The following is a 16,026-nucleotide window of genomic DNA, read 5'->3' on the forward strand; positions in this document are numbered from 1 at the left end:
CGCCATGTCAAAGCGTCGCTCACCCCTGCCACCCTTATGAAACGTTTCATTCTCCCCCTCCTGCTGCTCACCTCGCTGGTTCATGCCGAGGACGCCCAGCCCAAAACCGCCGAGCAAATCCTGCGCATCGTGCGCCTCAGCTACGCCCTGCAAAATCACAAGATGAACGGCGAACTGCGCGATGACGCCACCGGCCGCCGCGAACCCATGGAACTCACCATGGACAACAAGGTCATGCGCTTCCGTTTCAAAAACGCACCGCCGGAGATCGTCCACCTCGACCTGAACACGGAGCCTGCCACGCTGTATCAAGTGCGCCCCGGCGGCTCATCCGAGGTTCCCGCCAGCCAGCATGGCGACAAGGTGCGCGGCATGGAATTCAATTATGAAGACCTGTCCCTGGGCTTCCTCTACTGGCCACGTCCGCAGTTAATGGGTGAAGGCCGCGTCAGCGCGCAAAAATGCTGGATCGTGCGTGTCACCAACCCAAGCCGCGAAGGCCCCTACTACGTTGTCGATCTTTATGTACATCAGGCCAGCGGCGGCGCTGCCAAGATGGAAGCCTACGACCGCAACAGCAAGGTGGTGAAGCGTTATCAGGTCATCAAGGTGCAGAAGGTTGAGGGCGCGACGACTTTGAAGGAACTGCGAATCGAAAGCCTGAATCCCTTCAACGGTGACGTCAAAGGCCGTACCTATATGACGATGGATGATCCGGTGAAGAAATAAGGCGACGCATGGAACCGCCACGCAAATTCAATCCGCATCCCTTCGCCTACCATCAGGAACTCGATGTCAGAATCGAGAACCTCACCAACGAGGGCGCTGGCGTGGCCCGTGTCGATGGCTGGGTCATTTTCGTCCCTTTCACGCTCGCCGGTGAGTTCGTGAAGTGCCGCGTCTTCCGCAATCACAAAAACTACAGCGAAGCCGATCTCATCGAGGTGCTGGAACCGGCACCGAATCGCGTCACGCCTCAATGCAAACTCTTTGGCCAGTGCGGCGGCTGCCAGTATCAGCACCTCGCATATGCTGAGCAGCTCGAATCGAAGCAGCGCCAAGTCGCCGAACTGCTCAAGCACATGGCGAAGATCGAGCATCCGGTGCGCGAGGTCATCGCCTCGCCCGTCGAATACGGCTACCGCTCCAAGATCACGCCGCACTTCCATCGCCCCAAGAGCGGCGGCATCGGTGCCATCGGTTTCCTCCGCGCCCGCACGCGCAATGCCATGGTCGATGTCGAGCACTGCCCCATCGCCATACCCGCGCTGAACGCGCAGCTCGCTGCCGTACGCGAACGTGCCCGAGCCAACTCCGACACCTTCAAAAACGGTGCCACGTTGCTCATGCGTGCCGCGAAAAACGGCGTCCTCACCCGCAGCGATGAAATCGCCGTCGAAGACGTGGATGGCATCCGCTTCGAGTTCCAGGCCGGTGATTTCTTCCAGAACAATCCCTTCATCCTGCCCAAGTTCGTCCGCCATGCCATCGACGAAGCCAAGGCCACCGGCGCGAAGCATCTCGTCGATGCCTACTGCGGCAGCGGCCTCTTTGCGATCAGCGCCGCCCGTGACTTCGAGCAGGTCATCGGCGTCGAGATCTCCGAGAGCGCCGTTAAAAAAGCTGCGCACAACGCCGAACTCAATGCGCTCACGAACTGCCGCTTCATTGCCGCCGATGCGCAGCATGTCTTCAAAGACGTTCCGCATGCCGGGGCCGACACCGTCGTGCTCATCGACCCTCCCCGCGCCGGTTGCAGCCCCGAGTTCCTGCAACAGCTCTTCGCCTTCAGCCCGAAAGGCGTCGTCTATGTCTCCTGCAATCCCGCCACACAGATGCGCGACCTCGTGCTCTTCACCGAGGCCGGCTACCAGCTCGGCACCGTGCAGCCTTTCGACCTCTTCCCGCAGACCAAGCACCTCGAATGCGTCATGACGCTGAGCCGCTGAGGCTGGCTCGGCCAAAGTCATCAAAACACGTTTTGACAAAACATGCTTTGATGACTTACACTTCGGCATGATCGACTTCCGTGGCCGCCATCGTGAGATCGCCGCGCTCGACGCCATGTGGCGCGGGCCGGACTCCGTGTTCCTGCCCGTCTATGGCCGCCGTCGTGTCGGCAAGAGCGAGATGATCGTCCACTTCATGGAGAAGAAGCCCGGCATCTACTTCGTCGGCAAACGCGCCCCCGGTGAGACGCAGATCACCGAGTTCCTCGAAACCGCCGCGCGTGCGCTCAATGAGCCGCTGCTCGCCCAGGCCCGCGTGAACGGCTGGCGTGAGGCGCTCGACCTCGTGGTAAAGCGCCACACCGGCAAACAGAAGCTCATCCTCGCCCTCGATGAATTCCAGTGGATGGCCGAAGGCGCGACCGAGCTGCCCTCCGTCATCCAGGAGCTGTGGGACCGTCATTGGGCCAAGTCCGGCCGCGTCATGCTCATCCTCTGCGGCTCCTACCTCGGCTTCATGGAGCGCGAGGTGCTCGGCAAAAAAAGCCCGCTCTTTGGCCGCCGCACCGGGCAGATTTTGCTCAAGCCCTTCCAGCACCTCGAAGCCGCCGAGTTTCATCCGCGCTGGTCCGTCATCGACCACGCCAAAGCCTACGCCATCTGCGGCGGCATCCCGATGTACCTCCTCGCCTTCGATGAAAAGCTCTCCATCGAGCAAAACATCATTGCTCGCATCCTCGACGAAATCTCCGTGCTCTTTCGCGAGCCAGAGTTTCTGCTGCGCGAAGAATTGCGCGACCTCATGCCCTACCACGCCGTGCTCATGGCGCTGGCGCAGGGCAAGACCGCGCCCGCGCAGCTCTCCAGCACCACCGGCATCGACGTGCGTGGCCTGAACTACCATCTCAGCACCCTCGTCGAACTCGGCTACGTCCAGCGCCGCTACCCGCTCACCGAGGACAAGCCCGGCGTGCGCACCGTGCGCTACGCGCTCGACGATCCCTTCCTGCGCTTCTGGTTCCGCTTCCTCTTTCCACATCAGAGCACGCTGCGACTGCTCGGCCCCAAACAAGGCTTCACCGAAATCATCAAGCCCGAACTCGACGCCTACTTCGGCCGCTGCTTCGAGCGCCTCTGCCGCGAATGCCTGCCCATGATCTATCAGGCCGAAGGCGTTCGCGCCGCCTTCACCTGCGGCGAGTATTGGGATAAAAACACGCAGATCGACGTCGTCGGAGTGCGCCAGGACGGCTGGACCGACCTCGGCGAGTGCAAATGGAAAGACATCACCGCCATCAAGCCACTCGCTGATGAACTGGAGGCCAAAATCCCGCTCTACCCCAACAAACGCAACGCCACCATCAGTCGCCGCTTGTTCGTCCGCTCCATCAAATCCAGCACCAAACTTCCCGGCGTCCGCGTTCACACGCTCAAAGACCTCTATGCTCTCAAAGCCCCGCCGTAGCTCGGTATTCCGATACCGAGTGAACGCCGTCACGGAATCGGAATTCCGCGCTACAACCGAGCCTTGCTGAAATCATGAACCGTTTTGAATTCGCCACCGCCCAGCGCATCATCTTCGGACGCGGCGTGATGCGCGAACTGCCTGCTCTCGCTGCCGAATTCGGCCAGCGACCACTCCTCATCACCGGCAGCCGCCCAGCACAATGGCAAACCCGGCTGCCTTACGTTGGCTTCAAATCGATTTGTGGTGAACCGACGGTCCAAGAAATCCAAAACGGTGTCGAACTCGCGAAACAACATCAAGCTGATGTCATCATCGCCATCGGCGGCGGCAGCGTGGTCGATGCCGGCAAGGCGATCGCCGCCATGAGCACGCAACCGGGCAATTTGATGCGCTACATCGAAGTCATCGGCGCAGGCAAGCCACTCGAAGCCACGCCGCTGCCCTTCATCGCCGTGCCCACCACCGCCGGCACCGGAGCCGAGGCCACGCGCAACGCCGTCATCGCCAGCGAGGAACATCGCGTCAAAGCCAGCCTGCGCCATCTCTCGATGCTGCCACGCATCGCCTTGATCGATCCCGACCTCGCCATCGATCTCCCGCCGAACGTCACCGCCGCCAGCGGCATGGACGCGCTAACGCAATGCCTCGAAGCCTTCGTCTGCTCGCGTGCGCAGCCGATGACCGACGCTTTGTGTCTCGACGGCATCCAGCGAGCCGCACGTTCCCTCGAACGCGCTTTTGAAAACAGCCACGATCTTGGCGCTCGCGAAGACATGGCCCTCTGCGCTCTCAACAGCGGTATTGCCCTCGCCAACGCCGGTCTCGGTGCCGTCCACGGCTTCGCCGCACCGATTGGCGGCATGTTTCACGCGCCGCACGGTGCTGTGTGCGCCGCGTTGCTTGCTCCCGTGTGGGAAGCGAACTCCAAACGTGTGCAAAACCGCGCCAAGTTCGATCAAGTCGATGAGATGCTCGATGGCGATGCCATCGCATGGCTGCACGGCATCACCCAGCGCCTCCACATTCCCAAACTCAGCGCCTGGGGCATTCAAGACGCCGATCTCGATGAAATCTCCCGCAAAGCCGCCGCCGCGAGCAGCATGAAGGCCAATCCTGTTTCGCTGACACATGACGAACTCATTGCAGTGCTTCGCGCCGCTTTGTGAAAGTTGACCGCGCCGCACATCGCTTTAAACAACCCTTCCCACCATGAAATCCTTCCGCCTCAAACGCCTCTTCAACGCCAAGTCCAACCGCTGCTTCGACGTGGCCGTCGATCACGGCTTCTTCAACCAAGCCGGGTTCCTGCAAGGCATCGAAGACATGCGCACGGTCGTGAAGACGCTGGTCGAGGCCGCACCAGACGCGATCCAGCTCACGCTCGGCATGGCGCGTCATTTGCAGGAGATTCCGGGCCGCGAGAAGCCCAGCCTCGTGCTGCGCACCGATGTGGCGAACATTTACGGCAAGACGCTGCCGGAAAACCGCCGCTTCAGCCTCATGCTGGAAGACTGCATGCTCCAGGCAGTGCGCTACGACGCCGCCTGCGTGTGCGTGAACCTGTTCCAGATCCCCGGCGCGCCCGAAGTACATGCCGAATGCGTCGAAAACATCCTCAAACTCAAGCCCCAGGCCGACTATTATGGCATGCCGATGATGGTCGAACCGCTCGTGTTCCAGCCGAATGAAAAAGCCGGCGGCTACATGGTCAATGGCGACGAAACCGCCATCACCTACCTCGTACGTCAGGCGGTCGAACTCGGCGCCGACATCATCAAGGCCGATCCGACCGACGACGTGAGCATCTACCACAAAGTCATCGAAGCCGCCTCCGGCATCCCGGTGCTCGTGCGCGGTGGTGGCCGCGTGAGCGACCGTGAAATTCTCGAACGCACGCAGGGCCTGCTTCAGCAAGGTGCCTCCGGCATCGTCTATGGCCGCAACGTCATCCAGCATCCGAATCCCAAGGGCATCACGCGTGCGCTGATGGCGATGGTGCATGACGGCGCGAGCGTCGATGCCGCGCTGGCGATGGTGTGAGTTCCGAGCCCCGTTCGGAGTCCCGGCTTTAGCCGGTGCAATCACCGCCTGCTGATGAAGTGGACGAGTTGCATCTTGTTCCCGCCGGGGTTTGCCACCCCTTTCCGCCTAAAGGCGGGACTCCGTACAAAAAGAAAGCCGGGGTCGCTTTCGCAAGCCCCGGCCCCGCTCGTTGTTGGTTGCGGTGATTATTTGATGTCGCCAGCGAAGCCAGCGGCATTGAGTGCGGCGGTGAGATCAGCCTTGGCGAATTCACCTTCGACGGTGAAGGACGTGGCCTTGGCGACGATGTCATACTTCGTCACTCCGGCGACAGCTTTCACGGCGTCAGTGGCGGCGACTTCGCACTTTTTGCAGCAGAGATGCACTCCTGAAACGGTGGCTTTGGTAAGCTTGACTTCAGGCTTCGCAGCAGCGGCTGGCTTGCTGGCGGACTTTGAAGCAGCTTCATCACCTTCGATAGTGCCGAAGTAACCGGCAGCGATGATGGCCTCGGCCGCTTTCTTCGCGTCGCCCTTTTTCTTCGAGACGATGGTCACCGTTTTGCCTTCGGGCGTGACGGTAACATCTTTGAGATCAGCAGCAGCCTTGATGATGCCGTTCGTGCAGCTCTTGCAGCAGTTGTGCACGCCGGTCATGGTGAGTGTGGTCTCAGCACGCACAGATGCGGTGAGAGCGAGAAGAGAAAGCAGAGTGATTAATTTCATAAGCGAACTCTGAGACGATACGACAACTCTGTTTCTTTGCACAATTTAAATTTTAACAACGAATCGCTGTCATGAATCCACGTGCGACAGCGGTGTCATGATACTCACCCGGTGTGAATCCCGCTTCATCAAGCAGCGCCGCGTACTCGCTCGTGCTGTAGCATTTCCCCTGCGTGGAGTGCATGAGCAGACACGAATACTCTGCGACATGCAGCGGTCCGCTCTTCGTCGCATTGATAAACGCATCGTGAATGATGAGCATGCCGCCCGCAGGCAGTGCGGCATGCGAAACAGCCAGCAGCTTCTTCACTTCGGCCACACCCCAGTCGTGCAGCACGTTGGAATAGAGATGCACATCGCATCCCGACGGCAATCCATCAAACATGTTGCCAGTCGCCACGCTCACACGATCCGCGCAGCCGCGTTCAGCGATCAATTTGTCCGCGATGCGATCCACGGGTGCTTGATCAAACGCGATGGCCTTCAGATGCGTGTGCTGTGCGGCAATGGAGCACGCGTAGATGCCGGAACCGGCACCGATGTCGAGCAAGCAGGTGCGTCCGCTGAGGTCGAGCTTCTTGGCGAGTGCCTGTGAGAGATACAGGCCGCGACAATCCATCGCGGCGGTGAACTTGCGGGCAAAATCCTCCTGCTCCATCGCCTTGTGCCAGTCGAAGGCCGCCTTGTCGCCGCTCCAGCCTGCGGGCTTGTCGGACTTGAGCACTTCGATGAAGTCGCGTGCGATGGGGCGATCATGCAGCGAGGCATAATAAGGCCGCACATCCCACACCGAGCCTGCGCGCAGGTGCTCTTTGGCTGTTGCTGATGCGTGAAACGTCCCGCTATGATCTTCCACCCAGCCATTCGCCGCGAAGAGGGTCAGCATCACATCCACTGGCCGTTCTTTGAAACCAAAGTGCGCGCAAATGCCGCTCAAGGTCGATGGAGTCGCCGACAGCCAGGTGAAGAAGTCCAAGCTCAGTGCCGCAGTGATCAAATCGACCGCGTAGAGGCTGTCGCGGTAGCGGTAGATGTTGAGCGGATCAGTCTGTGGCGCGGAAGTGAGGTCGTGGGGCATGGCGGGTCGAAGATTCCCAGATGGTGGCCGAAAGAAACGAAAGAAATGAAAAAAGAGTTCCTGCATGCCACGCGTTGACTTGCCTCCGAACTCCTGACAGCATCGCCTCGCCATGTCCACTCCCGCACCCAAATTCACCACCACACACTGGCTGATCATCCTCATCGCCAGCATCGGTTTCCTCTTCGATACGTATGAACTGCTGATGACGCCGCTGGTCGCTGCGCCAGCGATTGCGGAATTGCTCAAGGTGCTGCCGAGTGATCCTTCGGTCACGGAGTGGGTCGGCAAGCTGCTGTGGATCGCGGCGCTGTGCGGCGGCGTGTTTGGTCTGCTGGGCGGCTGGCTGGTCGATAAATTTGGCCGCAAGACCATCATGGCGGCGAGCATCTTTGTGTATTCGTTCTCGCCATTCTGCGCGGCCTTCGCCACCACGCTGCCGATGTTCATCTTCTTCCGCTGCACGACGTTCATCGGCGTGTGTGTCGAGTTCGTGGCCGCCATCACCTGGCTGGCGGAAGTCTTTACTGACAAGCATCAGAAGGAAAAATGGCTGGGCATCACCCAGGCCTGCGCCTCGCTGGGCGGACTGCTGGTGACGGCGGTGAGCGTGTGGATCAGCAAGAACCTAGACACCTTGCCGCACTGGGGCCTGCCGGCTGGCAGCACGGGCATCGCTGCATGGCGCTACACGTTGATGTCGGGCATCCTGCCTGCGATTCCGATCGCGCTGCTGCTGCCGTTTGTGCCGGAGTCTAAGGTATGGAAGGACAAGAAGCTGGCGGGAACGCTCAAGCGCCCGAGCTTTGGTGCGTTGTTCGCGCCTGAGCTTCGTCGCGTGACATTGGTGACGACGATTCTCTCCGCGTGCGCCTACGGCATCGCGTTCGGCGCGTTGCAGGTCACGGTGGCGCGGGTGACGCCGGGATTGCCAGAGATGAAGGTCGAGGCGGGTGAACTCGCCGCCTTGAAGAAGACTGACATGGAGATCAGCGCGAAACTGAAGGCCCCAGGACTCGACGACACGGCCAAAGCAGCTCTCAAGGCCGAGATGAAGGCGAATTTCGACAAGCAGAAGCCGGTGAACGCGAAAGTGAAGGCGATGGCCGACAAGGTGCAGTTCCATCAGGAGATGGGTGGTCTTGCTGGACGCGTGCTGCTGGCCGTGCTGCTCATCGTGGGCATCAGCCGTGTGAAGCTGCTGAAGGTGTTTCAGATTCCCGCGCTCATCATTCTGCCCGTGACCTATTTCGTGCTGTTCAAAGATGGCGGGCAGGCCTTCCTGTGGGCTTATGCGCTCTGCGGACTCGTCACCGTGGCACAGTTCAGCTACTTCGGTGAATATCTGCCCAAAGTGTTTCCGATGCATTTGCGCGGCACGGGCGGCAGCTTTGCCACGAACGTCGGCGGACGCATGGTCGGCACCTGCATGGCCACGCTGAACACGAGCTGGCTCGCGCCAATGCTCGCCGGTGGTGCGCTGGCCGTGCGGCCGATGCATGTCGCCATGGCCGCCGGTTACATCGCCACGGCGATGGCGGTGATCGCATTGCTCGTCGGTTTCTTCCTGCCGGAGCCGAAGGCGGAGGAGTGATTTGTTGGTGAACGTCTCAGCAGTTCGTTTTGCCACAGAGATGCTGAGTGGCAGAGTTTATGTGCCTACGGAACACACGGAATGACACGGAAATAATGAGTTGGTTCTGCTCTGAATTCGGTTCCTTGCCTTCCGTGTGTTCCGTAGGCCGTCCCTCTCTGCCTCTCTGCCTCTTTGCCCCTCTGCGGTATAATTCATGACGCCGTTGACGGTGCCCGACATTTTTCCTGTCGATGCGGCGTAATCCTGCCGCCATGATTCGCTCCCTGCTCACACTCGTCGTCTGCCTCGTCTCATTCACACTCCACGCCGAAGACAAAGGCGATGGCAAACTTCGCATCATCGTCTTCGGCGCACACCCGGATGATGCGGAATACAAAACGGCCGGCGTGGCCGTGAAGTGGGCGCGGCTGGGGCATCATGTGAAGCTGGTGTCGGTGACGAATGGCGACATCGGCCACTGGAAGGAAGCGGGCGGGCCGCTGGCGATTCGGCGTGCGACGGAGGCTGCTGCATGCGCGAAGAAGCTCGGCGTGACCTCCCAAGTGCTCGACATTCACGATGGCGAGCTGCTGCCGACGCTGGAGAACCGCAAGCTCATCACGCGTGTCATTCGCGAGTGGAAGGCGGACATCGTGATCGCACACCGGCCATGGGATTATCATCCCGACCATCGTTATGTCGGCGTGCTGATTCAGGACGCAGCGTTCATGGTCACCGTGCCGTTTATTTGCCCGGATGTGCCCCATTTGAAGAAGAATCCGGTGTTCCTGTATTCGAGCGACGGCTTCCAGAAGCCGTATCCCTTCACGCCTGACATCGCGGTGAGCGTGGACGACTCCTTTGAGCAAAAACTCGACGGCATTCATGAACTGACTTCGCAGGCCTATGAAGGTGGCGCCAGCGGCTCTGAGGAGTCCGTGAAGACAGTGCCACCCGCCAGCGATGAGGTGGGACGTCGTGCGTGGCTGAAGCGCCGCTGGGGTGCGCGTCAGAGCAACGAGGCGAATCAGTATCGTGAGCTGCTGATCAAACTCTACGGTGAGGAAAAAGGCAAAGCGGTGAAATACGCCGAGACCTTCGAGGTCTGCGAATATGGACGCCGTCCGAGCGCGGAGGAGATCAAGCAGCTCTTTCCGTTCTACGACGCGAAGTGAGCCGGAGCGCGAGTATTTGACGAGCCTGACTTTCCTGCGGCGTGGTGGGCCAAGCGATGGGCTTTTGAGCTTGTCGTGAGCGCTGAGGAAAAGTGGCGAGTAGGCTTCCACCTTCGCCAATCCGTCCTCCGTTCCATTCTCCGTAGCAAACTTCGAAGGATGAAAGCAAGACTGCGAAGGATGATGGCTACGGCGGACAGGTTCGCCATACTCGCGCTCCATGGCTGCGGCATTTGCGGTGGCAAATCGTGTGGGAGCGGCTAAAGACACGCCCCACTCATCCGAACGACCATGCAACCGACGCCAGCCCCTGCTCCCGAACAGTCCGAATCCGAACTCCTGCAAATTCGCCGCGAAAAGCTCGATGGACAGGTGAAAGCGGGCTTGGACCCGTTTGGCAGCCGGTTTGACACGACGCACCAGCCGGGTGCGCTGAAGGCAGACTTTACCGAAGCACTCGATGTGCGCGTGGCGGGCCGCATTCTGTCCCGTCGTGAGATGGGCAAGGCGACGTTCTTTGACCTCGGTGACATCAGCGGGCGCATGCAGTGCTATTTGAGCAAGGGTGATGTGGGTGACGAGGCGTATGCGCAGTTCATCCAGCTCGTGGACATCGGGGATTTCGTCGGCGTGGAGGGTTTCACCTTCATCACGAAGCGCGGGGAGAAATCGATCCACATCAAGAAGCTCACGCCGCTCTCGAAGGCGCTGCGTCCGCTGCCGGACAAGTGGCATGGCATCGCTGACAAGGAGATCAAGTATCGCCAGCGCTACTTGGACCTCATTTCCAATGACCGCAGCCGTGAGATCTTCGTGACGCGCAGCAAGATGGTCGCGGCGATCCGCAACTACATGCAAGAGCGCGGCTTCCTCGAAGTGGAAACGCCGATGATGCAGGACGTGCCCGGCGGTGCCGCCGCGAAGCCGTTTGAGACGTTTTTCCATGCGCTGAACCAGCCGATGTTTCTGCGTATCGCGCCGGAGCTGTTCTTGAAGCGGCTGCTGGTGGCTGGGTTCACGCAGATCTTCGAATTGAACCGCAATTTCCGCAATGAAGGCATGAGCCGCCGCCACAACCCGGAATTCACGATGCTGGAGGCCTACTGGGCCTACGCGGACTTCGAGAAGATGGCCGATCTCGTCGAAGGCATGATCTGTCATCTCGCGGAAACCTTCTGCGGTGGCCTCAAGATCGAGCACAAGGACGAGGACGGCAATGTGACGCGCACGATCAATCTCGAGCGGCCATGGAAGCGTGTGCGCTACACGGATCTGCTGAAGGGTGTTGATCCGAAGTGGTATGAATACACGCCGGAGCAGCGCAAGGTGCGGGCGAAGGAGTTGGGTGTCGAGATCGGGCCTAACTTCGAGGACTACGAGGTCACGCAGCATGTGTTTGAGCGCTTGGTCGAGGCTCCGCAGTTCGATCCGCTCTTCGTCACGCATTGTCCGAAGCAGCTCGTGCCGCTGGCGAAGCAGAACGTGGAGGACGATTCCATCGTCGATGTGTATGAACTCATCATCAACGGCCAGGAGATCAGCCCCGGTTACTCCGAGTTGAACGACCCCATCGTCCAACGCGAGCGCTTGGAGCACCAGGCTGGTGAGGAGACGCAGAAGATCGACGAGGAGTTCATCCTTGCCCTCGAACACGGCATGCCACCCGCCGGTGGCATCGGCATCGGCATCGACCGCCTGATCATGATGCTCACCGGTGCCGAAGGCATCCGTGATGTGGTGCTGTTCCCGCAGTTGAAGAAGAAGGGCTAAAATTATCTGGCCTTCACTCCGGCGAATTGGCAAGATGGCCGCGATGAAAACGCTCATTGCTGCACTTTCACTGGTCGCTGTCTCCGAGTGCTTGGCTGTGTCGCCTGAGACAGCGGCGATGGCGGTGAACCAGCTCGGACTCGATTTGCATCGGCAGATGCCAAAGCGGGGGAATCTCTGCCTTTCGCCCTACTCGATCCAGTCAGCGCTGGCGATGACCTATCTCGGGGCCAGCGGAGTCACACAGGAGGAGATGATGCGAGTGCTACATTTCCCGGCAGACAAGGAGAAACTCGGCAAGTCCTTCGCGGCGTTGAATCAAAGTCTGAACAAAGCGCAACAAACCTCCGCAAGGTATGATGCCCCTGCCAAGGCACTGCAACTGCATGTGGCCAACCGGCTATTTGGACAATTGGGATATGAGTTTCGAAAGCCGTTCCTCTCGGGTGTGCAGGATCACTTTTCCGCCCCATTGCGGCCAATGAACTTCCGCAAAGACCCCGGCAATGCGAGGGCGGAGATCAACGGCTGGGTGGCAGAGCAAACGCGTGATCGGATTCGTGATTTGATCCCCCGTGCTGGTGTAACCAACGCCACGCGGCTTGTGCTGGTAAACGCGCTCTATTTTAAAGCCGCCTGGTCGGCAGAGTTTGCCCTGGAAGCCACCCACCCGAAGCCATTTTATATCAACGGGGGTAATGAGGTGGTGAATGTACCGACGATGAACAATTACAAATACATGAGCTACCACCGTGGTCGCGGCTTTCAAGCGGTCACACTGCCGTATATCGGAGATGAACTGCACTTCTTGCTCATCGTCCCGGACAGCCTAAATGGCTTTGCCAGCGTGGAGCAGACTCTCACCCCAAAGATTCTTCTCGCCTGTGCGAATGCCCGGGAGCGCCCAGTAATTCTCCATCTGCCGAAGTTCAAGATCACCCCGCCCACGGTTCCTCTTGGCAAAGTGCTGCAAACGATGGGATTGACCACCGCGTTCGACAAACCACGCGGCAGCGCTGATTTCGACGCGATGGCTCCGAAGAAGCCAGGTGACTATCTCTGCATCTCCGAGGTGTTTCACAAGACCTTCCTTGAACTCGACGAGAAAGGCACTGAAGCAGCGGCGGCAACTGCCGTGGCAGAGGACACGGGTGGCGGAGGAGGTTACCAAGAACCGGAGAAGCCCATTGAGATCAAAGCCGACCGCCCTTTCATCTTCGCCATTCAGCATGCGGCGAGTGGTGCATGCCTGTTTCTCGGGCGGGTGAATGACCCCCGGTGAGAAGTGGCGCGATAGCGTTTTGGAGTGCACCAGCCCTCTGGAGCTTTTCATGCGCCTGCGGACGTTCGAAAGCGGCGGAGGGCCGCCGCACTCCAGATTGAGAAGTCGGGCATGTTCTGGATTTGCACTATGGAAGCGTTTAAACCGCCTCCATGAAACTCGCGTTCTCCCTATTCCTGCTCATCAGCATTGCCTTCGTCATCAAGCTGAAAGCTGAAAGAGCCAATCACAACGGACCGCAAGTTTGAGGACGTGATCAAGGACGTGGAGCAGGCCGCTGTTTTGGTACTGGTGTATTGAGATTCCCGCGCACCATTTGCGGCTTGATGACGCAGGGGTGGTTGTGATAGCCTTTGCCTATGAACATGGTCCTCAACATCGATGTCCTCAGCATGGCGGAGTTCGCCTTGAACACGCGCGAGCATTCAGCGCGTCTCAAACAGAGGGGCCGGGCGACGGTATTGACCCAGGATGGCGAGGCGGCGGCGGTGCTTGTGCCGGTGGAGGCGTATGAAAAAATGGCCTGGGAGGCCCATGAGCATCAGATGGACCAGCGGCTGAAGTCGGCAGTCGATGCCTATGCCCAAGGCGAGCGCGGCACGCCTGCGCGTGAATTTTTCGACAGCCTCTACCGCGAGGACGAAACGACGACGGAAAGTGTATGAGCTACTCGTTGGCTCTTGCGACTGAAGCCAAGCAGAGCATCCGGCAGCAACGGCAGTGGTATCGCACTGAGTTGGAAGACGGCGATGAATTGGCAAAGCGGTGGACACGCGAACTGGACCAGGCCCTCGAAAAGCTCTGCGAGCATCCTGAGCGTCACGGCTTGGCCGCTGAAAACGGCAGATGGCATCCCGAGGCCGTGCTGCGCCGGATGCTGTTCCGCCCGTGGAAGTCAGGTGTGGGCTGGCGGGTGTTGTTCACGGTGGATGAGCTGGAGCAGGTGGTGACGGTGCTGCAAGTGCGGCATGAGCACCGGCCGCCACTCGAAGAAAGCGAAGAGTGATGTTTGGCATCAGCCTGTGAGATGGCCGGTCGCACCGACGTTTGATCGGTCCACCATGAAACTCGCATTCTCCCTCTTACTGCTCACCAGCATTGCCTTTGCCGCCGACACACCGGCGAAGAAGGCTGAAGCGCCCAAGGCTCCGGCCAAGAAAGTTTATCCGAATAACCCGCCGAAGACGGTGGCTGACTTCAAATATGGGCCACATGAGCGGAATGTGCTCGATTTCTGGCAGGCGAAGTCGGACAAGCCGACGCCGCTGCTGTTTTTCATTCATGGCGGTGGCTGGATGGGTGGGGACAAGGCGGGGATCGCGGTGGAGCCGTTTTTGAAGGAGCGGATTTCGGTGGTGTCGATCAACTACCGCTACATCTCGCAGGCGCAGGACGTGGTGCCGCCAGTGAAGGCACCTCTGACGGATGCGGCGCTTGCCCTCCAGACCGTGCGCAGCAAGGCGGCGGAGTGGAACATCGACAAGCAGCGCATCGGTGCGAGCGGCGGCTCGGCGGGTGCGTGCAGCAGCCTGTGGCTGGCGTTTCATCCTGACATGGCCGATCCGAAGAGCGACGATCCCATTGCGCGTGAATCGACACGTCTTTACACGGCAGCCGTGAATGGTCCGCAGACCACGCTGGATCCGAAGCAGATGCGCGAGTGGACGCCGAACAGCAAGTACGGCGGCCATGCGTTCAGCAAGAGCGGTGAGTTCAAGAACTTCGATGACTTCGTCGCGGCGCGGGAGAAAATCCTGCCGTGGATCGCCGAATACTCACCTTATGCACTCGTGTCCTCCGACGATCCGCCTGTGTATTGCTCCTTCGGCGGCCCTCCCGCCATCGGCCAGGAGCAGAAAGACCCGACGCACACGGCGAACTTCGGCGTGAAGCTGCAGGAGTACTGCAAAGCGAACGGTGTGGCCTGTGACGTGGTTTATCCCGGTGCGCCGGACGTGAAGTTCAAGACGATCAACGATTACCTGATCGCGAAGCTCAAGGAAGTGAAGTGAGGCCGTCATCCAAGCACCCATCATGATCATGAAACTCAGCACACTCACCGTCGGCGGCCTTGCGCTCGCTGTTTGCCTCGTCTCCTGCGACAAAGCAGGCAAACCCGCAGCGTCGTCCACGCCTGCTGCAGCGGCTCCGGCTCCATCCGCGCCTGCAGCCGCTTTCCGACCCATCTTCAACGGCAAGGACCTCAGCGGCTGGCATGGCCTGAACCCGCATTCCGTCGTCAAACTTGAAGGCGTGAAGAAAGAGGAAGCCCTCAAAAAGATGCGCGAAGAGTTCGCGGAGCACTGGAAGGTCGAGAACGGCGAACTGGTCAATGTGGGCACCGGCCCGTATGCGACGACGGACGAGGAGTTCGGCGACATCGAACTGCTCATCGAGTACAAGACTGTCGCTCATGCCGACAGCGGCATCTATCTGCGCGGCACGCCGCAGGTGCAGATTTGGGACAAGAGTCAGATCTTTGACCCTGCCAAGCCGACGCGCATGCCGCATCTCGGTTCCGGCGGTCTGTTTAACAACACCCCGGACACGCCCGGCCGCGATCCGCTCGTGGTGGCGGACAAACCCTTCGGCGAGTGGAACAGCTTCCGTATCCGCCAGATCGGCGCCCGCACCTGGGTGTGGCTGAACGACAAGGTGGTCGTGGATGGCAACGTGATGGAGAACTACTGGGACAAAACGCAACCGCTGCCCCCGAAAGGCCCAATCATGCTGCAAACTCACGGTGGTGAAATCCGCTGGCGTAATCTGCAGGTGCGCGAGATCGGCGCGGAAGAAGCGAAGAAGATTCTCGCCGAGACCGACGCGAAGAAGTGACCCACGAGGTCATCAAGCTGTCAATGTCATTAAGTTAAGAAGGAGTTCCCGCAGATTCAGAAAACCCGCAGATTGGGATCCGGAAAAAAATCTGCGGGTTATCTGAATCTGCGGGAACACATCTTGAGAAGTGCCTTAACTTAATG

15 protein-coding genes are annotated in these 16,026 nt (G+C 59.7%); 13 read left to right on the top strand and 2 right to left on the bottom strand.

Features of this window, described 5'->3' with window-relative positions:
* The first annotated feature begins 36 nt into the window (after positions 1 to 36).
* The 5 genes from ACKVY0_RS27500 (at position 37) to ACKVY0_RS27520 (ending at position 5,457) form a co-directional block, all read left to right on the top strand.
* Positions 37 to 729: an outer membrane lipoprotein-sorting protein gene (locus ACKVY0_RS27500; protein WP_409218079.1), complete on the top strand. Its 693-nt coding sequence runs from the start codon at positions 37 to 39 to the stop codon at positions 727 to 729.
* 8 nt (positions 730 to 737) lie between these two features.
* Entirely contained in the window at positions 738 to 1,949 is a 1,212-nt protein-coding gene (locus tag ACKVY0_RS27505; RefSeq protein ID WP_409218080.1) for a class I SAM-dependent RNA methyltransferase, read from the top strand.
* A gap of 67 nt (positions 1,950 to 2,016) precedes the next feature.
* The gene (locus ACKVY0_RS27510; protein WP_409218081.1) at positions 2,017 to 3,414 is read left to right on the top strand and encodes an ATP-binding protein; all 1,398 of its coding nucleotides are present in this window, start codon (positions 2,017 to 2,019) and stop codon (positions 3,412 to 3,414) included.
* Between the two features lie 74 nt (positions 3,415 to 3,488).
* Entirely contained in the window at positions 3,489 to 4,583 is a 1,095-nt protein-coding gene (locus tag ACKVY0_RS27515) for an iron-containing alcohol dehydrogenase (protein ID WP_409218082.1), read from the top strand.
* Positions 4,584 to 4,626: 43 nt separating this feature from the next.
* Positions 4,627 to 5,457 (top strand): class I fructose-bisphosphate aldolase, encoded by an 831-nt coding sequence (locus ACKVY0_RS27520; RefSeq protein WP_409218083.1) that lies wholly within the window; start codon positions 4,627 to 4,629, stop codon positions 5,455 to 5,457.
* A 188-nt stretch (positions 5,458 to 5,645) separates the two neighbouring features.
* On the opposite strand, the gene ACKVY0_RS27525 is transcribed toward ACKVY0_RS27520, so the two are convergent.
* Complete coding sequence (locus ACKVY0_RS27525) at positions 5,646 to 6,164, bottom strand: hypothetical protein (RefSeq protein ID WP_409218084.1); 519 nt, start codon at positions 6,162 to 6,164, stop codon at positions 5,646 to 5,648.
* Between the two features lie 52 nt (positions 6,165 to 6,216).
* Positions 6,217 to 7,242 carry a methyltransferase gene (locus ACKVY0_RS27530; protein ID WP_409218085.1) on the bottom strand — a complete coding sequence of 342 codons (1,026 nt, stop codon included), beginning with the start codon at positions 7,240 to 7,242 and terminating at the stop codon, positions 6,217 to 6,219.
* A 112-nt stretch (positions 7,243 to 7,354) separates the two neighbouring features.
* Between ACKVY0_RS27530 and ACKVY0_RS27535 the strand changes: the two genes are divergently transcribed.
* The 8 genes from ACKVY0_RS27535 to ACKVY0_RS27570 all read left to right on the top strand — a co-directional run bounded on the left by ACKVY0_RS27535 (position 7,355) and on the right by ACKVY0_RS27570 (position 15,880).
* Positions 7,355 to 8,836 (top strand): MFS transporter, encoded by a 1,482-nt coding sequence (locus ACKVY0_RS27535; protein ID WP_409218086.1) that lies wholly within the window; start codon positions 7,355 to 7,357, stop codon positions 8,834 to 8,836.
* A gap of 254 nt (positions 8,837 to 9,090) precedes the next feature.
* Positions 9,091 to 9,993, top strand: coding sequence for a PIG-L deacetylase family protein (locus tag ACKVY0_RS27540; RefSeq protein WP_409218087.1), 903 nt, complete (start codon positions 9,091 to 9,093; stop codon positions 9,991 to 9,993).
* 291 nt (positions 9,994 to 10,284) lie between these two features.
* Entirely contained in the window at positions 10,285 to 11,763 is a 1,479-nt protein-coding gene (gene lysS / locus ACKVY0_RS27545) for a lysine--tRNA ligase (protein ID WP_409218088.1), read from the top strand.
* Between the two features lie 43 nt (positions 11,764 to 11,806).
* Positions 11,807 to 13,045, top strand: a complete 1,239-nt coding sequence (locus ACKVY0_RS27550; protein WP_409218089.1) for a serpin family protein — start codon at positions 11,807 to 11,809, stop codon at positions 13,043 to 13,045.
* A 359-nt stretch (positions 13,046 to 13,404) separates the two neighbouring features.
* A complete protein-coding gene (locus ACKVY0_RS27555; RefSeq protein ID WP_409218090.1) occupies positions 13,405 to 13,710 on the top strand; it encodes a hypothetical protein in 306 nt (101 codons plus the stop codon).
* Positions 13,707 to 14,051, top strand: a complete 345-nt coding sequence (locus tag ACKVY0_RS27560; protein WP_409218091.1) for a type II toxin-antitoxin system RelE/ParE family toxin — start codon at positions 13,707 to 13,709, stop codon at positions 14,049 to 14,051. The genes ACKVY0_RS27555 and ACKVY0_RS27560 overlap by 4 nt, the downstream gene beginning before the upstream one ends.
* Positions 14,052 to 14,106: 55 nt before the next feature.
* Entirely contained in the window at positions 14,107 to 15,057 is a 951-nt protein-coding gene (locus ACKVY0_RS27565; RefSeq protein ID WP_409218092.1) for a carboxylesterase family protein, read from the top strand.
* 28 nt (positions 15,058 to 15,085) lie between these two features.
* Positions 15,086 to 15,880, top strand: a complete 795-nt coding sequence (locus tag ACKVY0_RS27570; protein WP_409218093.1) for a DUF1080 domain-containing protein — start codon at positions 15,086 to 15,088, stop codon at positions 15,878 to 15,880.
* Positions 15,881 to 16,026 lie beyond the last annotated feature (146 nt).

It is taken from the genome of Prosthecobacter sp. (assembly GCF_046154365.1).
Lineage (GTDB): Bacteria > Verrucomicrobiota > Verrucomicrobiia > Verrucomicrobiales > Verrucomicrobiaceae > Prosthecobacter.